At 69.7% G+C, this 18,222-nt stretch carries 17 protein-coding genes and 5 tRNA genes; 11 read left to right on the top strand and 11 right to left on the bottom strand.

Annotated elements, in window-relative coordinates; all coding sequences use genetic code 11:
• Positions 1-41: 41 nt before the first annotated feature.
• Complete coding sequence (locus B5557_RS13045) at positions 42-236, top strand: acyl-CoA carboxylase subunit epsilon (RefSeq protein WP_079659281.1); 195 nt, start codon at positions 42-44, stop codon at positions 234-236.
• Positions 237-410: 174 nt separating this feature from the next.
• Here B5557_RS13045 and B5557_RS13040 read toward each other — a convergent pair whose 3' ends face one another.
• From B5557_RS13040 to B5557_RS13005, 8 genes are all read right to left on the bottom strand, one after another.
• Entirely contained in the window at positions 411-992 is a 582-nt protein-coding gene (locus B5557_RS13040) for a GTP-binding protein (protein ID WP_026248371.1), read from the bottom strand.
• A complete protein-coding gene (locus B5557_RS13035; RefSeq protein WP_079659280.1) occupies positions 973-1,560 on the bottom strand; it encodes a DUF742 domain-containing protein in 588 nt (195 codons plus the stop codon). The genes B5557_RS13040 and B5557_RS13035 overlap by 20 nt, the downstream gene beginning before the upstream one ends.
• Positions 1,561-1,656: 96 nt before the next feature.
• Positions 1,657-2,070 carry a roadblock/LC7 domain-containing protein gene (locus tag B5557_RS13030; protein WP_037781109.1) on the bottom strand — a complete coding sequence of 138 codons (414 nt, stop codon included), beginning with the start codon at positions 2,068-2,070 and terminating at the stop codon, positions 1,657-1,659.
• A gap of 10 nt (positions 2,071-2,080) precedes the next feature.
• Positions 2,081-5,449 (bottom strand): sensor histidine kinase, encoded by a 3,369-nt coding sequence (locus tag B5557_RS13025; protein ID WP_079659279.1) that lies wholly within the window; start codon positions 5,447-5,449, stop codon positions 2,081-2,083.
• Between the two features lie 376 nt (positions 5,450-5,825).
• A complete protein-coding gene (locus B5557_RS13020; protein WP_030793795.1) occupies positions 5,826-6,401 on the bottom strand; it encodes a GTP-binding protein in 576 nt (191 codons plus the stop codon).
• Positions 6,382-6,780, bottom strand: a complete 399-nt coding sequence (locus tag B5557_RS13015) for a DUF742 domain-containing protein (RefSeq protein ID WP_009190816.1) — start codon at positions 6,778-6,780, stop codon at positions 6,382-6,384. The genes B5557_RS13020 and B5557_RS13015 overlap by 20 nt, the downstream gene beginning before the upstream one ends.
• 111 nt (positions 6,781-6,891) lie before the next feature.
• The gene (locus B5557_RS13010) at positions 6,892-7,305 is read right to left on the bottom strand and encodes a roadblock/LC7 domain-containing protein (RefSeq protein WP_003993189.1); all 414 of its coding nucleotides are present in this window, start codon (positions 7,303-7,305) and stop codon (positions 6,892-6,894) included.
• Positions 7,306-7,314: 9 nt separating this feature from the next.
• Entirely contained in the window at positions 7,315-11,055 is a 3,741-nt protein-coding gene (locus tag B5557_RS13005; RefSeq protein ID WP_079659278.1) for a sensor histidine kinase, read from the bottom strand.
• 602 nt (positions 11,056-11,657) lie between these two features.
• Between B5557_RS13005 and B5557_RS42815 the strand changes: the two genes are divergently transcribed.
• The 3 genes from B5557_RS42815 to gltX all read left to right on the top strand — a co-directional run bounded on the left by B5557_RS42815 (position 11,658) and on the right by gltX (position 14,284).
• Entirely contained in the window at positions 11,658-11,846 is a 189-nt protein-coding gene (locus B5557_RS42815) for a hypothetical protein (RefSeq protein WP_162499663.1), read from the top strand.
• A gap of 175 nt (positions 11,847-12,021) precedes the next feature.
• Positions 12,022-12,807, top strand: a complete 786-nt coding sequence (locus B5557_RS13000) for a fumarylacetoacetate hydrolase family protein (RefSeq protein ID WP_079659277.1) — start codon at positions 12,022-12,024, stop codon at positions 12,805-12,807.
• Positions 12,800-14,284 (top strand): glutamate--tRNA ligase, encoded by a 1,485-nt coding sequence (gene gltX / locus B5557_RS12995; protein ID WP_079659276.1) that lies wholly within the window; start codon positions 12,800-12,802, stop codon positions 14,282-14,284. The genes B5557_RS13000 and gltX overlap by 8 nt, the downstream gene beginning before the upstream one ends.
• Before the next feature lie 62 nt (positions 14,285-14,346).
• Here the strand turns inward: gltX and B5557_RS12990 are convergent, their stop codons facing one another.
• A complete protein-coding gene (locus tag B5557_RS12990) occupies positions 14,347-14,631 on the bottom strand; it encodes a hypothetical protein (RefSeq protein WP_079659275.1) in 285 nt (94 codons plus the stop codon).
• Between the two features lie 36 nt (positions 14,632-14,667).
• Here B5557_RS12990 and B5557_RS12985 point away from each other — a divergent pair, with 36 nt between their 5' ends.
• The 6 genes from B5557_RS12985 (at position 14,668) to B5557_RS12960 (ending at position 15,998) form a co-directional block, all read left to right on the top strand.
• Complete coding sequence (locus tag B5557_RS12985) at positions 14,668-15,399, top strand: HAD family hydrolase (protein ID WP_079659274.1); 732 nt, start codon at positions 14,668-14,670, stop codon at positions 15,397-15,399.
• Between the two features lie 91 nt (positions 15,400-15,490).
• Positions 15,491-15,562: transfer RNA gene (locus tag B5557_RS12980), tRNA-Gln, on the top strand.
• 21 nt (positions 15,563-15,583) lie between these two features.
• Positions 15,584-15,656: transfer RNA gene (locus B5557_RS12975), tRNA-Glu, on the top strand.
• Between the two features lie 62 nt (positions 15,657-15,718).
• Positions 15,719-15,791: transfer RNA gene (locus B5557_RS12970), tRNA-Glu, on the top strand.
• A gap of 20 nt (positions 15,792-15,811) precedes the next feature.
• Positions 15,812-15,883: transfer RNA gene (locus B5557_RS12965), tRNA-Gln, on the top strand.
• A gap of 42 nt (positions 15,884-15,925) precedes the next feature.
• Positions 15,926-15,998, top strand: a tRNA-Glu gene (locus B5557_RS12960).
• Positions 15,999-16,049: 51 nt separating this feature from the next.
• Here B5557_RS12960 and B5557_RS12955 read toward each other — a convergent pair.
• A complete protein-coding gene (locus tag B5557_RS12955; RefSeq protein WP_079659273.1) occupies positions 16,050-16,694 on the bottom strand; it encodes a MerR family transcriptional regulator in 645 nt (214 codons plus the stop codon).
• 38 nt (positions 16,695-16,732) lie between these two features.
• Between B5557_RS12955 and B5557_RS12950 the strand changes: the two genes are divergently transcribed.
• Positions 16,733-17,242: a DUF4188 domain-containing protein gene (locus B5557_RS12950; RefSeq protein ID WP_079659272.1), complete on the top strand. Its 510-nt coding sequence runs from the start codon at positions 16,733-16,735 to the stop codon at positions 17,240-17,242.
• An 81-nt stretch (positions 17,243-17,323) separates the two neighbouring features.
• On the opposite strand, the gene ndgR is transcribed toward B5557_RS12950, so the two are convergent.
• Positions 17,324-18,040: an IclR family transcriptional regulator NdgR gene (gene ndgR / locus B5557_RS12945; RefSeq protein ID WP_007384919.1), complete on the bottom strand. Its 717-nt coding sequence runs from the start codon at positions 18,038-18,040 to the stop codon at positions 17,324-17,326.
• Positions 18,041-18,222: the final 182 nt, after the last annotated feature.

Here is an 18,222-nt window from a genome sequence, read left to right as displayed (position 1 = left end):
CGGTACCCCTGCGGAAACCTCTCTCCCGGAGACTGACACCCATGAACACTCCCGACATCCGCGTCGAGAAGGGCCACGCCGAGCCCGAGGAAGTCGCCGCCATCACGGCGATCCTCCTGGCCCGCGCCGCCGCCCGCTCCTCCGAGACCCCCGAGGCGCACCACCGCCGCCCCAAGGCCGGCTGGCGCCGCCTGGAGCGCGAGGGCGGCTTCCGGGCCCCGCACAGCTGGCACTGAGCCCGCGGCAAGAACCACGAAGAAGGGCCCCTCTCCACGAGAGGGGCCCTTCTACATGCCCAAGGGGCGCGGGGCTGTTTCGGTATGCGGCTCCGCCGCGTGGGCGCGACCAGCCACGGACTGCCCACAAGCCGGCGCACAACCGTCAGAGGCAGCCCGGTGGCCGCACGCGAACTACCGCAAGCGAGCCATCAACGCATGCTCCACAAGAGTGATCAGCGCGGACTTCGCGTCGGCGCGATGCCGCGCGTCGGTCGTGATGATCGGCGTGTCCGGCCCGATCTGCAGGGCCTCCCGCACCTCGTCCGGGTTGTACGGCTGGTTCCCGTCGAAGCCGTTCAGGGCGATCACGAACGGCAGACCCGAGTTCTCGAAGTAGTCGACCGCGGGGAAGCAGTCGGCGAGACGACGGGTGTCCACGAGCACGATCGCGCCGATGGCGCCGCGCACCAGGTCGTCCCACATGAACCAGAAGCGGTCCTGGCCGGGGGTGCCGAACAGGTACAGGATCAGGTCCTGGTCCAGGGTGATACGGCCGAAGTCCATGGCGACCGTCGTGGTGGTCTTGTCCCCGGTGTGGGTGAGGTCGTCGATACCCGCCGACGCGGACGTCATGACGGCCTCGGTGCGCAGCGGATTGATCTCCGAAACAGCCCCGACGAACGTGGTCTTGCCCACGCCGAAGCCGCCCGCCACCACGATCTTCGCGGAAGTGGTGGAGCGGGAGGGACCCCCGCTAGAGCTTGCGAAGTCCACTGAGCACCCTTTCGAGCAGTGTCACGTCTGGCTGGCCGCCGGCGCTCTCGTCGCCGCCGGGCTGATGGATGGCGACCAGTCCCGCCTCCGCCAAGTCGGCGACGAGGATCCTGGCCACGCCGAGAGGGATGGTCAGCAGCGCCGAGATCTCGGCGACCGACTTGATCTCTCGGCAGAGGTTGCAGATCCGCTGATGCTCGGGCAGCTGGCCCTGCATCTGGTGCGGCTGCGCAGTGGTGTGCACCAGCGCCTCGATGGCGAGCTGGTAACGCGGGCGGGTCCGGCCACCGGTCATGGCGTACGGACGCACCAGCGGGTTGTTCGACGCCCCGGCGGGGGCCGCCTCAGGGGTACGGCGATGCGGCTGCACGGGCTGGATGCGCGGCGCCGGCGGCTGGTCGTACGGGGACGGCCCGGGGCCCTGCGGACCCTGCGGCGAGTACGGCCTCTGCTGGCTGGGCGCGGAGGGGAAGTTGTAACGGTTCGCGTTCTGGGAACCATCGCCCTGGCCCTGGGCAGGGCCGTACGACCAGTTACCCGAATTCGAACCGCCTGGGGGTGTTGCCACTTTCTCTCCTCCTCCGAATGTGCCTGGCGCCCATCACGTGGAAGCCGCGTCCCGAAACCCTACGGCCTCGGGACGCCAAAACGCACCGTCCGTCTGTCAGTTGAGCAGGCTGCCTTGGAGCTCCGCACGAAGGTCGGGCGTCAGGACCGAACCCGCACGGTCCACCAGAAGGGCCATCTCGTACCCAATGAGACCGATGTCCGCCTCGGGGTGAGCGAGAACCGCGAGCGAGGAACCGTCTGATACGGACATGATGAAGAGGAATCCCCGCTCCATCTCCACAACCGTCTGATTCACGCTGCCGCCCTCGAAGATCCGGGAGGCGCCTGCCGTCAGTGACGTCAGACCGGAGGCGACGGCCGCGAGCTGGTCGGCACGGTCGCGGGGAAAGCCTTCGGACATCGCCAGAAGGAGTCCGTCGGCGGAGACCACCACCGTGTGGGACACCCCCGGGGTGTTGTCCACGAAGTTGGTGATCAACCAGTTCAGGTTCTGTGCCGCCTGGCTCATCGGGCTCACACTAACGCTCCTGGTTGTAGGTGCTGTCAGAACCGAAGCCCTGACCGTTCGTTTCACTGCTTCCTGCATTGCGTCCCCGCTGGACGCCCCGACGCAGGTTGCTCAACCTGCCTCGGACGTCCTCCGGGGCGCGGGAGACCTGAGGGCCTCCCTGAGGGGTGCTCTCGGCCGCGCCCTCGACCAGATTGGCCTTGGGCACCCGCCGCGGCAGGCCGGAGGAGGTGACCCCGCCCGCCTTGGGCTTCTTCAGAGCGGAGGCCTGCTGCCAGCGCTCGTCGTTCGCCGAACGCCAGATGTCGCCGCCGCCCGTGCTCTGAGAAGAGGTGGCCGACGCTTCCTGCTTCGCGGTTCCCGAGCCGTTCGCACCGCTCGCGGCGGAGCCGCGGCGGGGGAGACCGGCGTCGGTCAGTGCGTGGGAGGCGGAGGGGGTTGGTCCCGGACGGTCGAAGCCTACGCGGTTCTGCTCACCCGCGTCAGCGGCCGGCGCGGATTCCGCTTCCGGAGCGTACTGGTCCGGGTAGCCGTTCTGGTAACCGCTCGTGTGGCCGTTCTGCTGGGGCTGCTGGGGCCAGTCGTCCTGGTAGGACTGCTGCTCCTCGTACGGCTGGAAGCCCTCGGAGGCGGTGGCGGGGGACGCCGGCCGCTCCTCCTGGGCGGGCTCCGCATAGGCGGGGTCCGGGTAACCGCCGTTCGACGGGAAGCCGTCGTTCTGCGGCAGACCGCCGTTGGTGGAGTAGGAGTCGGCCTGCGGCGCACCGCCGTTCGGCGCGAAGTACTGATCGTCGTACGCCGGGCGCTGCTGCTCCTCGTACGCCGTCTGCTGGTCGAACGCCGCGGGCTGCTCGGCATAGCCGGTCGCGCTGTTGTCGTAGCCGTTGCGGGCGCCGTTCTGGGCGGGATCGTAGCCGTTCTGGCCCGCGTCGAAGGCCTGCTGCTGACGGGTCGAGTCGAAGCTCTCGCCGAAGGCGGGCGTCTCGCCGGACTGCTGCTGTTGCTGCCCGGCCGGCTGACCCGGCTGCCCCGGCTGATCCGGGCCCGACTGGGTCTCCAGTGCCGCACGGCGTTCCTCGCGCATCAGGGAGCGGCCCACCGGGTCCAGCTCGCGGATGTCGTCGGGGACCTCGTACTGGCTGTCGTCGAAGCCGAGTTCGGCGGCGGTGCGCATCGGCAGGCCGGTGTTGAAGTCCTCGCCGCCGGGGCGGAAGCTCTGCTCCGGGATGATCTGCGAGACGGTGAACTCGTCGCGGTCGGGCTGGTGCTCGCCGCCACCGCCACCGTGCGTGATCGCGTCGGGCAGCATGACCAGCGAGGTCGTGCCGGCCTGCTCACCCGAGGGACGCAGCTGGACGCGGATGCCGTGCCGGTCGGACAGCCGGCCGACCACGAACAGGCCCATGCGCTGCGAGATCGCGGCGTCCACCGTCGGCGGGTTGGCCAGCTTGTGGTTGATGTCCGCGAAGTCCTCGGCGGTCAGACCGATGCCCTTGTCGTGGATCTCGATCATCACGCGGCCGTCGGGAAGACGGGTCGCGGTGACCCGGACCTTGGTCTGCGGGGAGGAGAACGTCGTGGCGTTCTCCAGCAGCTCGGCGAGCAGGTGCACGAGGTCGGTGACGGCGCGGCCGTGGATCTCGGCCTCCGGGACGCCCGACAGCTCGATGCGCTCGTACTGCTCCACCTCGGAGGAGGCGGCGCGCAGCACGTCGACCAGCGGGACCGGCTGGTCCCAGCGGCGGCCGGGCTCCTCGCCTGCGAGGACCAGGAGGTTCTCGCCGTTGCGGCGCATACGGGTCGCGAGGTGGTCCAGGCGGAAAAGGTTCTCCAGCTGGTCCGGGTCGGCCTCGTTGTTCTCCAGGTCTGTGATCAGGGTCAGCTGGCCCTCGATCAGGGACTGGTTGCGGCGCGACAGGTTGGTGAAGATCGCGTTGATGTTGCCCCGCAGCAGGGCCTGCTCGGCGGCGAGCCGGACGGCCTCGCGGTGGACCTGGTCGAAGGCGCGGGCGACCTCGCCGATCTCGTCCGTGGTGGTGATCGGGATGGCCTGCACGCGGGTGTCGACCCGGCCGGGGTCGGTGCGGGAGAGCTGGTCGACCAGCATCGGAAGGCGCTGCTCGGCGATGCCGAAGGCGGCGTTGCGCAGCTGGCGCATCGCACGGCTCATCTGGCGGGCCACCGCGCCGGCGAGGATGAACGCAAGGAGCAGGGCGACGACGACCGCGGCACCGGTGATGATCGCGGAGGTCTTGGCGTCAGCGGCGATGTCCGAGGCCTCGGTCACGGCCTTGTCGGCCATGTCCGACTCGATCTGCCGGTAGGCGTCGTACTTCAGCGTGGTGACCGCCCACCAGTTCTCCTTGCTGATGCCCTTCTCGGCGAGCCCGGCGCGCTCGGCGCCCGAGGTCGTCTCCATCGTGGAGATGGCGCCGACCATCGTGGTCGGGTCGGACGGCGGCGGAACGTAGTTCGGGTCCTTCTGCTTCGCGGCGGCGGCTTGTGCGGCGCCGTCGCTCTTGATCTTCGCGCTGGCCTCGTCCAGCTTCTTCGCGTCGGCCGCGGTGCCGCCGCCGATGTACTCCTCGATGGCGATGCCCTCGAGGTAGGCGTAGGAGGAGAGGGAGACCTTCTGCTTGGCGAAGTCGGTGTCCTGCGGGCCCGGCTTGATCAGCAGGTGCATGCCGATCGAGCGCTCCAGGGACAGCGCGGCCTTGGTCAGCGAGATGGCGTAGACGGTACGGCCGTAGGAGGTGATGTTTCCGGTGCCCAGACCGAGCTCGTTGGAGAACTCCATCAGGGGGTGCGCGACCTGGGTGTAGCCCTCTTCGGTCTGCACGCCGGTGAGCTTGGAGGTGTAGGCGGCCGCGCGCAGCGAGGTCAGCTTGGTCTCCGCGGTGCGGAACAGCTGAAGTCGGCGCTGCAGACCGGCCTTGGCCGGCATGTCCTGCGCGGCCTTGTCGAAGGCGTCGGCCGCGGTGTTCGTGGCCTGGCGGGCGGCGGTGACCGTCGCGTCGTTCTGCTTGCCCGCGAGGAGGGGGGCGGCCGTGACGTCGCGTTCCTTGTAGAGGGCGTCGCCGTAGCTCAGGGCGGCCCGCACCAGACGCGCGGTGTTCTCCGCGTCCTCGGCCTCCTGCCAGGTGTCGATCGAGCTCTTCACCTGGAAGCCGCCCATGACCAGGCCGACCACCACGGGTATGAGCAGAATCGCGTTCAGCCGGGTCGGCACCCGCCAGTTGCGCGGGGAGAGACGGCCACCGCTCTTGGCGGGCGCGGCCGTCGGCTCCGAGCCGGGCGCAGGGGCGGTCGCCGCTCCGCGCGGCGGCGGGGTGAAGTTGCCCCGGGCCGTCGGCTCGGGACTTTTCTTGCTTCGCCTCACTCGACCAACAACCTCTCGGCGGTCGGCACCTTCGTCGTGCCGCAGTGTCTCAGAGCCCGGTCAGCCATCGACCATGAGTACGTCATTGACTATTGGGCAGTTCAGGCATTCCAGCACGACGACCAGTGCTCCTCCAAACATGGGAAAGAGTTGGTTCGACGTGATGTAAACCCCAGATAAAACGGTCAAAAAGAACGAGCCCCACCATAAGGCGGGGCCTTCGTGAGCACAGTGAGACCGAGTGACCGCGACGCGTGGCGGTACCACCCGATTCCTCTGCCGAAACGTTATGAACACCGGAGCCGACCGTGTCAAAGGCCACAGCCGGCTCCGAAGCGTCTACGACAACTGCCGTACTGCACCGGGTACTTGAAAGTTACCGCAGTCGTGCCATGAGCGCGTGCTCCACCAGCGTGATCAGCGCACTCTTGGCATCCGAGCGGTGCCGGGCGTCCGTCGTGATGATCGGGGTGTCCGGTCCGATCTGCAGCGCCTCGCGCACCTCTTCGGGCTGGTAGGGCTGCTGGCCGTCGAAGCCGTTGAGGGCGACGACGAACGGCAGACCGCTGTTCTCGAAGTAGTCGACCGCAGGGAAGCAGTCGGCAAGGCGGCGCGTGTCCACCAGCACGACCGCGCCGATGGCGCCGCGCACCAGGTCGTCCCACATGAACCAGAAGCGGTCCTGGCCGGGGGTGCCGAACAGGTACAGGATCAGGTCCTGGTCGAGCGTGATGCGGCCGAAGTCCATGGCGACCGTGGTGGTGGTCTTGTCCCCGGTGTGGGTGAGATCGTCGATGCCCGCGCTCGCGGACGTCATGACGGCCTCCGTGCGCAGCGGGTTGATCTCGGAGACGGCGCCCACGAACGTGGTCTTGCCCACGCCGAAGCCGCCCGCCACCACGATCTTCGCGGAGGTGGTGGCCCGCCCCCCGTCAGAGCTTGCGAAGTCCACTGAGCACCCTTTCGAGCAGCGTCACGTCCGGAGCGCCGCCGTTGTTCTCGTCGCCGCCCGGCTGGTGGATGGCCACCAGTCCGGCCTCGGCGAGGTCCGCGACCAGGATCCGCGCCACCCCCAGCGGCATGGCCAGGAGAGCCGAGACCTCCGCGACCGACTTCACCTCACGGCACAGGTGGCAGATGCGCTGGTGCTCCGGGAGCAGCCCCATGAGCGCTGCCGGGTCGGCCGTGGTGCTGATCAGCGCCTCGATGGCGAGCTGATAGCGCGGCCGGGTCCGACCGCCGGTCATCGCATACGGACGCACCAGCGGCTGGTCGCCCTCATCCCCGTACGGCTCCGCGTACGGGTCATGATGGGCGGTGGGCGGGGTCATGGATCCTCCGGGCGGGACAGCTTCTCGGTCAGTCGTGCCGTCCGTCGAGGCCGGTGGGGGGATTGTGTCGGCCGGACGGTGATTTCGTGAGGCGGGTGGTACTCGGGCGGGTCAGTGGAGCAGACTGCCCTGAAGCTCGGCGCGCAGGTCGGGCGTGAGTACCGCGCCCGCCCGGTCGACAAGGAGCGCCATCTCGTAGCCCACGAGGCCGATGTCGCACTCGGGGTGAGCGAGCACCGCGAGGGACGAGCCGTCCGAGACGGACATGAGGAAGAGGAAACCTCGCTCCATCTCCACGACGGTCTGCGCCACGCTGCCGCCCTCGAAGATCCGGGAGGCTCCGGCCGTCAGCGAGGTCAGTCCCGACGCGACGGCCGCCAACTGGTCGGCGCGGTCGCGCGGGAAGCCCTCGGACATCGCGAGCAGGAGCCCGTCGGCGGACACCACGACGGTGTGGGACACCCCGGGGGTGTTGTCCACGAAGTTGGTGATCAACCAGTTCAGATTCTGTGCCGCCTGGCTCATCTGGCTCAACTAACGCTCCTGCTGGTGAGTGGGGCTCGGGAAACTGCCGGTCTGACCGTTGCCGGCCTGACGACCCTGCGCGATGCCCCGACGGAGATTGGTCAGCCGGCCGCGTACGTCGTCAGGCGCACGCGAGACCTGCGGACCGGTTTGGTGCTGTTGCTGCTGAGCCGTACCCGGGACGAGGTTCGCCCGGGGCACCCGGCGCGGCAGGCCGGAAGTGGTGACGCCGCCCGCGGCCGGCTGCCTGACGCGCTCGGCCTGCCGGACGAGTTCGTCGTTCGGCGAGGTGCGCCAGGAGGCACTGGCGGCAGCGGGACGCTGGGGAGCAGCCGGAGCCTGCGGCTGCTGGTGCTGCTGGGGAGCCCGCTCCGGCTCCGGTGCGGAACCGCCCGCCTGCTGACCGTGGAACCAGTTGGTCTCCAGCGTGTCGTACAGCGGCGTACGACCGTCCCCGGGGCCGGCCGGCGGCAGGGCCTCCGGCTCCGGACGCCGGGCCGGACGCGGCGGGACCGCCGGCTGCTGCCCGGTGCCGTAGCCACCGGGCTGCGCGACGGGGAACTGGCCCGTGGACGAGGGGTCCTGGCGGCCGGGCAGCGAGTGCTGACCGGTCGAGGAGCCGTCGTAGCCGGGCATGGCGAACTGTCCGGTGGAGCCGTTGTCATACGCCTGCGGTGCGAAGTGGTTCGGGGCCGCCGGGGTGTTCTGGCCGCCCGGGGCGCCGAAGACGTCGGACCGGGTGAAGCCGTTGGTGTCCTGCTGACCCGGACCCTGACCCTGGCCGCCTGCGTCGGGGCGCTCGAACTGGCCGGTGTCCTGTCGGCCGTTGGCACTCGGCCGCTGGAACTGTGCGTTGTCCTGACGCCCGTTGAAGCCGGACTGGCCGTTGCCCACGGCCGGGAACTGGCCCGTGCTCTGCAGCCCGTTCGCCCCCGGACGACCGAAGTCGGCGGGGCCCGCCGGACCCTGGCGCTCGTCCGGTCGCGGGATCGCCGGTATCTCGGCGGTGGCCCCGGGACCCTGACGGTCGTCGATGCGGGGCATCCGCGAGGTCTGGGCGACGTCCGGCTCCTCGTGACCGCGCGGGGCGTCCAGCGGGGTGCGCGGCACCGGCGGCTGGGCGTTCTCGTCGCCCCAGCTCGGCACGCGCGGCTGCGGGTTGCCGCCGGGCAGCTCGGCGCGCGGACCACCGCGCGGCGGCAGCTGCGGCTGACGGCCGCGGCCCCCCTGCTCGGCCTTGTTGCCCCGCTGCGGCGGACGTCCGCCGCCGAACATGTCGGTGCCCTGCGTGCCCGTACCGGCCGCCTGCATACCCTGCGGCGCGCCCGGCGCCTGGCCGCCGAAGCCGGCCGGAGCGGGCCGGCCCTGTTGGGGGGAGGTCGGAGGCTGCTGCGGGCCGCGCGGCGGCTGGCCGCCGGGACGGCCACCGCCGTCCCGGCCGGGCAGCGCGGCCCGGGGACCCTGACCGGCGCCGAGGGCGCCGCCCTGCGAGCCGTTCTGGCGACGCGCGGCGGCGACGCCCGCCGCGGCCTGCGCGGCGGCGGGACCGCCCGCGGTGCCGCCCTGGCCGGGCTTGGGCTGAGGCTTCTTGCCGCCCTGCGCGACGTCCACCGGCAGCATGACCAGCGCGGTCGTACCACCGGAGTCGGACGGGCGCAGCTGGATGCGGATGCCGTGGCGCTGGGACAGCCGGCCGACCACGAACAGACCCATGCGTCGGGAGACCGACACGTCCACGGTGGGCGGCGAGGCGAGCCGCTCGTTGATCGCGGCGAGGTCCTCGGGGGACAGGCCGATGCCGGTGTCGTGGATCTCGATCAGGACGCGGCCATCGGGCAGCGCGTGGCCGGTGACCTTGACCTTGGTCTGCGGCGAGGAGAACGAGGTGGCGTTCTCCAGCAGCTCGGCGAGCAGGTGCACGAGGTCGTTGACGACCCGGCCGGCCACTTCGGTGGTCGGCACGGAGGACAGCTCGATGCGCTCGTACTGCTCCACCTCGGACGCGGCGGCGCGCAGGACGTCGACCAGCGGGACCGGACGGGTCCAGCGGCGGCCGGGCTCCTCACCCGCGAGGACGAGGAGGTTCTCACCGTTACGGCGCATGCGGGTCGCGAGGTGGTCGAGCTTGAAGAGCGAGGACAGCTGGTCCGGGTCGGCCTCGCGGGACTCCAGTTCGGAGATGAGCGAGAGCTGACGCTGGATGAGGCCCTGGGAGCGGCGCGAGAGGTTGGTGAACATCGCGTTGACGTTGCCCCGCAGCAGGGCCTGCTCGGCGGCGAGGCGGACCGCCTCGCGGTGCACGTCGTCGAAGGCCGCGGCCACCTGGCCGATCTCGTCCCGGGAGTGCACACCGACCGACTCCACGGACGTGTCGACGTCCTGCGGGTCCGACTCCGACAGCTGCTTGACCAGCTCGGGCAGGCGGTCCTGGGCGACCTTGGTGGCGGTCTCCTGCAGCCGGCGCAGCGAGCGGATCATGGACCGGGCGACGACGAACGCGCCGACCAGCGACACACCGAGCACCAGCAGGATGAGCGCACCGGAGATGATCGCTTCGCGCTCCGACGCGGCGCGCAGCTCACGCGCCTTCTGCTCCATGTCCTCGAGCAGCGTGTGCTCGATGTTGTTCATCTGCGTGATCTTGGTCGTGCTGTCGTCGATCCAGTCCTGGTAGGACCGCTTGTCCAGCGACTGCAGACCGGTGGCGGAGCTGAGCGCCCGGGTGGCGTAGGTGTCCGCCTCCTCGATGACCGGGTTGCCCTGCTCGATGGGCTTCAGCAGCTCCTCGGCGCCGTCGTCGCCGTAGATGCTGCGGAAACTCGAGAGTTCGGAGTCCTGGTTCTCGAGCGCGGCCTCGGCGTACTGCCGGTCGTTCTCCTTGAGGTCGCCGCTGACGGTGTTGCCCACGGGCAGCGCCGCCGCGAGCACGGCGCGCTGGACGGAGGCGTACTCCTTGGCGGAGGAGAAGGCGGCCAGTGCACGCGTGCGCTGGATCATCTCCGGGTTGTTCGTGGCCTGCGCCATGTCCTGCGACAGGTCGAGCAGGCCGGTGATGAGGCGGTGGTAGGCCTCGACCGTCTGGGTGGAGTTGCCCCTGTCCGCGTAGGCCGTGCTGCGGATCTTGGCGAGGTTGTTCAGGTCGCTCAGGAGACCCACGAGGGTGTCGCGGACACCCTGGAGGTTGCCGTCCGTGGTGGCGCCGTCGATCTCCTCCGAGGCGTCCTGGAAGGCGACGAGGGCCTTGTCGGTCTTGTCCCGGTAGCCCTTGACTCCGAAGTCCGTCGCCTTGGCGCCGTGCGCCAGCGGGCCCGCGGAGCGGTCGCGCTCGTTCTGGAGCTGCACGGCCAGTTCCGTGGCCTGCTTGGTCATGTCCGTCAGCAGCTTCATGTTGTCGAGCTGCTGGATGTCGTCCATCGACTGGTTGATGCGGATGGCGCCCAGCGTGGTGGCCGCGACCACGGGCAGCGTCAGCAGTGCCACCAGACGCGTGGAGATACGCCAGTTGCGCAGCGCGACGCGCGAGCCGGTGCCGGGCGTGCCGGCCGGCGGCTTGACGGCCTGAGTCGGAGGAGGAGAACTCGGCGACGCGGACGCGCCGGGGCGCCCAGGGCGCTCACCGCCGTCGCCGGACGGGGCCGGGCCCGGGTTCTGGGCGTGCTGGGGCGAGGAGCCGACTGCCATCGGGCCAGTCCCGCCGTGCGGCTCCGGCTCGGCCGAAGCGCTGCCATCCCTCTTGAAACGTCCCTGCACTAGCGTCGCAACCTCTGGACCAGGCGCCCCTCCGCGTGAACGGAAGGACGGTGTCGGCGTGTTGAGGGGCGTCCTGAATTACGCCCCCCGATGGTCGTGAGTGACCGGCGCTCGCTCCCCCTGTCTCGCCGCCACCGGGCGCGCTGGGCGCCCCCTGTGCGCCGGCTCGAACCCGCGGCGGTCCGAGGAATTCCAGCACAGTGCAGGATCTCCAACAAGGCCCGTTGGCCAGGCTGTGACATCCGTGACACCACGTAAGGGTCAAGTTACGGGATGTAGAAGGTGATCCCCCGTAAGGCGGACATAAGTGGGCGAAGTAAGGGGGTCCAGAGGGTGTCCCAGTCGCCATGATCAGGAGCGGAATGCACGGTTCAGGTGTGTAATGTCCGTTTCATAGTGGTCACTTGAGGGTCGTAATTGACCGTTTTGCCCGCCAAGTCGTGAGCAAACTCACACGCCGATCATGCGACCTTCACGCGTTCCACGGGAATCGCGTGTTTAGCCTGACGCTTTACAGGGATGGCAAATCCGACAAGCCGCGCTTGTGCGGGGGCCCTTGACGGCTTCCCCGGCGCCCCGAGACGACAGGGTCACGTACAACAGTGAAGACGACGACGATGTTCCACAAGATCGCCAACCCGCGGCGCACGACGCTGGCGCACCTCAAGGACGCCGACGAACTGCAGCTCCCGGAGCAGCGGGAGCACTCCGTCGAGCTGCCTGCCCAGACTGCCAACCCCAAGCGCACCATCCTCATGGAGGCCCCGGTCACGGCCTCCGTCGCGGAGTAGATCTTCACGGACCTTCGTGGATCTTCACGTCTTCACGCGGAGATACGGGCGCCGACCGCGGAATGCTCAAGGCGGCGGCCCACGGATGTCAAGGGCGTCCCCGGCCGGGGACGCCCTTCCGCGTTAGCCTGGACCGTCACACTCCAGCCAGCTCAGTCAAGGGGCCAACCAACCCGTGCGCATCGCCAGGTTCTCCATCGACGGGAACGTCGCCTTCGGCGCGGTCGAGGGCGACAAGCCGGACGAGCTCGTCCTCGACATCATCAAGGGCATCCCGTTCGTGGACTTCGAGCTCTCCGGCACCAAGGTGCCGCTGAGCAAGGTCCGACTGCTCCCGCCCGTGCTTCCCAACAAGGTCGTGGCCTTCGGCCGCAACTACGCCGAGCACGCGCGCGAGCTGGGCAACGAGGTGCCCGACGCCCCCTTCGCCTTCTTCAAGCCGTCCACCTCGGTGATCGGCCCCGGCGACGACATCCAGTACCCGTCCTTCTCCGCGGACGTCCACCACGAGGCCGAGCTCGCCGTGGTCATCGGCCGGCTGTGCCGCGAGGTCCCACGCGAACGCGTCAAGGACGTGATCTTCGGCTACACCTGCGCGAACGACATCACCGCCCGCGACGTCCAAAAGCGCGAGAAGCAGTGGGCCCGGGCCAAGGGCTTCGACACCTCCTGCCCGCTCGGCCCCTGGGTGGAGACCGGCCTGGACCTAGAGACCGCGAGCGACCTCACCGTCCAGCTCACGGTCAATGGTCAGCAGCGGCAGCTCGGCCGCACCAGCGAGATGATCCACTCGATCGAGGATCTGATCGTCAACATCACCGAGGCCATGACGCTGCTCCCCGGCGACGTGATCCTCACGGGCACCCCGGCAGGGGTCGGCCCCCTGGCTGTCGGCGACGAGGTCGCCGTCACCATCGAAGGCATCGGCACTCTCACCAACAAGGTTGTCAAGCGTGGCTAGCGCACCCGGCTCTCCCGTACGCGTCCGTTTCTGCCCCTCGCCCACCGGTAACCCCCACGTGGGCCTGGTCCGCACCGCCCTGTTCAACTGGGCGTTCGCCAGGCACCACCAGGGCACCCTGGTCTTCCGCATCGAGGACACCGACGCGGCCCGCGACTCCGAGGAGTCGTACAACCAGCTGCTCGACTCGATGCGCTGGCTGGGCTTCGACTGGGACGAGGGCCCGGAGATCGGCGGCCCGCACGCGCCGTACCGCCAGTCGCAGCGCATGGACCTCTACAAGGACGTCGCCGAGAAGCTCCTCGCCGCCGGGCACGCCTACCGCTGCTACTGCTCCCAGGAGGAGCTGGACACCCGCCGCGACGCCGCCCGCGCCGCCGGCAAGCCGTCCGGCTACGACGGCCACTGCCGCGACCTCACCGAGGCGCAGGTGGCGGAGTACCAGGCCCAGGGCCGCACCCCGATCGTCCGCTTCCGCATGCCCGACGAGACGATCACCTTCACCGACCTGGTCCGCGGCGAACTGACGTTCACCCCGGAGAACGTGCCCGACTACGGCATCGTCCGCGCGAACGGCGCCCCGCTGTACACGCTGGTCAACCCGGTCGACGACGCGCTGATGGAGATCACGCACGTCCTGCGTGGCGAGGACCTGCTGTCCTCCACCCCCCGCCAGATCGCCCTCTACAAGGCGCTGACCGAGCTGGGCATCGCGAAGTCCGTGCCCGCCTTCGGTCACCTGCCGTACGTGATGGGCGAGGGCAACAAGAAGCTCTCCAAGCGCGACCCGGAGTCGTCCCTCAACCTCTACCGGGAGCGCGGCTTCCTCCCCGAGGGCCTGCTCAACTACCTCTCGCTGCTCGGCTGGTCCCTCTCGGCCGACCAGGACATCTTCACGATGGCCGAGATGATCGCCGCCTTCGAGATCGCGGACGTCAACCCCAACCCGGCGCGCTTCGACCTGAAGAAGTGCGAGGCGATCAACGCCGACCACATCCGCCTGCTCGACGTGAAGGACTTCACGGAGCGCTGCGCCCCCTGGCTGAGGGCCCCCTTCGCGCCGTGGGCGCCGGAGGACTTCGACGAGACGAAGTGGCAGGCGATCGCCCCGCACGCCCAGACCCGCCTGAAGGTCCTCTCGGAGATCACCGACAACGTCGACTTCCTGTTCCTCCCGGAGCCGGTCGAGGACGAGGCGAGCTGGACGAAGGCGATGAAGGAGGGCAGCGACGCGCTGCTCACGACGGCCCGCGAGAAGCTGGAGTCGGCCGACTGGACCTCCGCCGAGTCCCTCAAGGAGGCCGTGCTGGCCGCCGGCGAGGCCCACGGCCTCAAGCTCGGCAAGGCCCAGGCCCCCGTCCGGGTGGCCGTCACCGGCCGCACGGTCGGCCTCCCCCTCTTCGAGTCCCTGGAAGTCCTGGGCAAGGAGAAGACCCTGGCCCGCATCGACGCGGCCCTGGCGAAGCTGGCGGCGTAACGCCCACGCGTGAGTGAGGGGCGGCACCCGGAATTCCGGGTGCCGCCCCTCACTCGTTCGCCTCAGACGGCGTCGTTCTCGTCGACCAGGTAGGCGAACTCGTCGAAGATCTCCAGCACGACGACGACCATGACGGCCCCCGCGACCACGTACTCCACCATCACGCCGGGGGCCACATACGCCTTGCGCAGGTGTTCGTCGGGACCGAGTTGCGCGGTCGACACCTTGCGGTAGGGATCCCGGGCCAGGATCCGCACAGCCTTGTCCAACTGGGCGCGACGCTCTCCGGGCAGACCGTCGTAGGCCGCCTGGGCCTCGACGGTGAACTGGACTCGGTGCTCGCTCATACCGTCAGTGTGCCAGCCCGCGATACCGTCGGGGACATGAGCATTCGCGCCGTGGTCTGGGACGTGGACGACACCCTTTTCGACTACACGACCGCGGACCGCGAGGGCATGCGGTCGTATCTGACGGCCGAGGGGCTGCTCGACCGCTACGGGACCGCGGAGCAGGCGCTCGCGCGGTGGCGCGAGGTCACCGACCAGCAGTGGGCGCGGTTCTCGGCGGGCGGGATCACCTTCGAGGACCAGCGCCGGGACCGGGTACGGCTGTTCCTGGAGCGTGAGATGACGGACGCGGAGGCCGACGACTGGTTCGTGCGGTACCGCCCACACTACGAGGCCGCCTGGTCGCTCTTCCCGGACGTCCTGCCCGTCCTGGACGCCCTCGCCGCCAGTCACCGCCACGCGGTGCTCTCCAACTCCAGCATCCACGTCCAGGACCACAAGCTGCGCGTCCTCGGCGTCCACGACCGCTTCGAGGCCATCCTGTGCGCCGCGGAGCTCGGCGTCTCCAAGCCGGACGCCGGCGCGTTCCTCGCGGCCTGCGAGGCCCTGTCCCTGCCCCCGGACCAGGTGGCCTACGTCGGCGACCACCCGGAGATCGACGGCCGGGGCGCCGCCGACGCCGGACTGCTCTCGGTGTGGATCGACCGCTACGGCGGCACGGCGACCGTGCAGGCCCCGGTGGGACGGCACCGGATCGCCACCCTCGCCGAACTCCCGGCGATCCTCGGCTCGGATACCCGTTTTGGAGCGCAGTCCACCTTCGGGTAATGTTCTTCCTGCGCCGCCGGGGAGCGGGCCGAAAGGCCGGAACCGGAGGAGCGAAACTAGAACAAGATCCCCTACGGGGCTTGCGTTCCAGTGGCCTATGGTGTAATTGGCAGCACGACTGATTCTGGTTCAGTTAGTCTAGGTTCGAGTCCTGGTAGGCCAGCTCGCAGAGCTCATCTGCAAAGCCCCCGTTGTGTAGCGGCCTAGCACGCTGCCCTCTCAAGGCAGTAGCGCCGGTTCGAATCCGGTCGGGGGTACAGATCCTTCCCAGGAAGACAGTCCGGGTCGCACCCGCTGTCTCTCATGCAGGATCGCTAGGGCCCCCGTTGTGTAGCGGCCTAGCACGCCGCCCTCTCAAGGCGGTAGCGCCGGTTCGAATCCGGTCGGGGGTACGATTCGGCTTGAATCACCTTGGTCTATGGTGTAATTGGCAACACTACGGTTTCTGGTACCGTCATTCTAGGTTCGAGTCCTGGTAGACCAGCTCGGATCTGCGGCGTGTAATTTAAACGCTTGCAAGATCCTCGCCCCCGTTGTGTAGCGGCCTAGCACGCCGCCCTCTCAAGGCGGTAGCGCCGGTTCGAATCCGGTCGGGGGTACGCAGTCCGACAGGGCCTCCACTTCGGTGGGGGCCCTTCGGCGTTCCCGGCTCATTCGAAGCCGTAGCGCCGCGCCGACTCCTCCTCCTGTGCCAGCCGGTGCAGCGCCTGCAACATCGGCTCGACCAGGATCGCGCCCAGCACCGCCGCCTCGATCCGCTCCGACTCCGACTCCCGCGTCTCCACGAAGTCCAGATCGAGCCCGGCCGCCCGGTGCATCAACCGGGCGTAGGCCACGAGCAGTTCGGCGTCCCACTCGTAGCCGAGGCGGCGCAGCGCGGCCACCGCCACCACCAGTGAGCGGTAGGCGGGGGAGACGGTCGTCAGCAGGCGGGCGTTCGACCAGCCCAGGGTGCGCAGCAGTTCGTCCGCCTCCAGATGGGCGGCGCGCACGTACTCGTCCTCCGCGTCCGGCGCGGGGACCTGCGGCAGCGCCCAAAGGGCCGCGCCGAGGCGGACCGTGCGGCCCAGGGAGTCGTCGTCGACATGCCCGAGCACCTCGCGGACGGTGGCCACCGGCAGTCGGCCCACCTGGATCATCGCGCGCACCAGCCGCAGCCGGCGCAGATGCTCCTCGTCGTACTCGGCGGTCGTCAGGTTGATCTGGCGGCCGGGCGGCAGGAGACCTTCGCGCAGGTAGTACTTGATCGTCGTCGTGGAGACACCGCTGCGTTCGCTCAGCTCGGCCAGCCGCATGCCTTGCGCCCTTCCTTGGTCAGCAGCACTATCCAAGCATGTCTGTCGCAGCGAACCGCACCACCGCCGACGCCCGCGGAGACGTGGTCGTCCTGCTGATCGGGATGCGCGTCAACCGCTTCTGGGCCGTTCACCAGTGGGTGCCGGCCATGCTGGCCATGTTCCGCATGCTGGCCGAGCTCAAGAAGGATCCTGGCCGTGGGCTGCTCTCCCGCGTGCTGCTGACGGCCTCTCCGCGGACGTACTACGTCGTCCAGTACTGGGAGTCCAAGGAGAAGCTGTACGCCTACGCGAGTGCGCCCGACGCGTTCCACCATCGCGCGTGGGCGAAGATCAACCGCCTGGAGAAGGAGGGGAAGGTACGCGGGCACGTGGGGATCTGGCACGAGGCGTATGTCGTGCCGGAGGGCTCGTACGAGGCGGTCTACGGCGACATGCCGGCGTTCGGCCTCGCGGCCGCGCACGGGCAGGTGCCGTTGGGGGAGCGGGGGCGCTATGCGAAGGACCGGTACGCGTACCGGTCGCAGCAGACGGAGTCGAAGGCCTGAGCGGGGCCGGGAAGAGCCTGCCGCGGCGTTGAGGCCGGCTCTTTTCGGGCGTGCGCTCGGGGCGCGCGGTGGAGGGGCGGCTCAGCCCGTCCTGCGCAGGGCCTCCGACAGGCGGGCCGCCGCGTCGATGACCGCCTGGGCGTGCATACGGCCCGGGTGGCGGGTCAGCCGCTCGATCGGGCCAGAGACGGAGACGGCGGCCACCACACGGTTGGAGGGGCCGCGCACGGGGGCCGACACCGACGCGACGCCCGGCTCGCGCTCGCCGATGGACTGGGCCCAGCCGCGGCGCCGTACGCCCGACAGGGCCGTCGCCGTGAAACGGGCGCCCTGCAGACCCCGGTGCAGACGCTCCGGCTCCTCCCAGGCCATCAGGATCTGGGCCGAGGAACCGGCCTTCATCGTGAGCGTGGAGCCGACCGGGACCGTGTCCCGAAGGCCGGACAGGCGTTCCGCCGCGGCCACGCAGATGCGCATGTCGCCCTGGCGGCGGTAGAGCTGTGCGCTCTCGCCCGTGATGTCGCGCAGATGGGTGAGCACCGGGCCCGCGGTCGCCAGGAGGCGGTCCTCGCCCGCCGCCGCGGCCAGCTCGGCCAGACGGGGGCCGAGGATGAAACGGCCCTGCATGTCGCGCGCCACCATACGGTGGTGTTCCAAAGCCACGGCCAGGCGGTGGGCCGTGGGTCGTGCGAGTCCGGTGGCGGCGACCAAGCCCGCGAGGGTGGCCGGACCGGACTCCAGGGCGCTCAGGACAAGGGCTGCCTTGTCCAGAACGCCGACGCCGCTACTGTTGTCCATGCAACGATACTCCCGTCTCACTCTGTGAAACGCAAGTTCATTTTTCCGTGAGACGCGCAACCCTTGGATGCATGACGGCCCGCGGACCAACGGGCCTGGCGGCGGGTGCCCGGAAACGCCGAGAAACACGACCGTGGGCGTCGCCTCCACAAGATCTCTAGTTGGGCCGGCGCACCTTTGCC

The sequence above is a fragment of the Streptomyces sp. 3214.6 genome (assembly GCF_900129855.1).
Classification (GTDB): Bacteria; Actinomycetota; Actinomycetes; order Streptomycetales; family Streptomycetaceae; genus Streptomyces; species Streptomyces soliscabiei.
This window is presented reverse-complemented; position numbering and strand designations above follow the sequence as displayed.

What these genes read in the sequence shown, in the direction of transcription:
- B5557_RS13045 (WP_079659281.1), top strand. Translation starts at nt 42, where the DNA reads ATGAACACTCCCGACATCCGCGTCGAGAAGGGCCACGCCGAGCCCGAG.
- B5557_RS13030 (WP_037781109.1), bottom strand. Translation starts at nt 2,070, where the DNA reads ATGAGCCAGGCGGCACAGAACCTGAACTGGTTGATCACCAACTTCGTG.
- B5557_RS13015 (WP_009190816.1), bottom strand. Translation starts at nt 6,780, where the DNA reads ATGACCCCGCCCACCGCCCATCATGACCCGTACGCGGAGCCGTACGGG.
- B5557_RS13010 (WP_003993189.1), bottom strand. Translation starts at nt 7,305, where the DNA reads ATGAGCCAGGCGGCACAGAATCTGAACTGGTTGATCACCAACTTCGTG.
- B5557_RS12990 (WP_079659275.1), bottom strand. Translation starts at nt 14,631, where the DNA reads ATGAGCGAGCACCGAGTCCAGTTCACCGTCGAGGCCCAGGCGGCCTAC.
- B5557_RS12985 (WP_079659274.1), top strand. Translation starts at nt 14,668, where the DNA reads ATGAGCATTCGCGCCGTGGTCTGGGACGTGGACGACACCCTTTTCGAC.
- B5557_RS12955 (WP_079659273.1), bottom strand. Translation starts at nt 16,694, where the DNA reads ATGCGGCTGGCCGAGCTGAGCGAACGCAGCGGTGTCTCCACGACGACG.
- B5557_RS12950 (WP_079659272.1), top strand. Translation starts at nt 16,733, where the DNA reads ATGTCTGTCGCAGCGAACCGCACCACCGCCGACGCCCGCGGAGACGTG.
- ndgR (WP_007384919.1), bottom strand. Translation starts at nt 18,040, where the DNA reads ATGGACAACAGTAGCGGCGTCGGCGTTCTGGACAAGGCAGCCCTTGTC.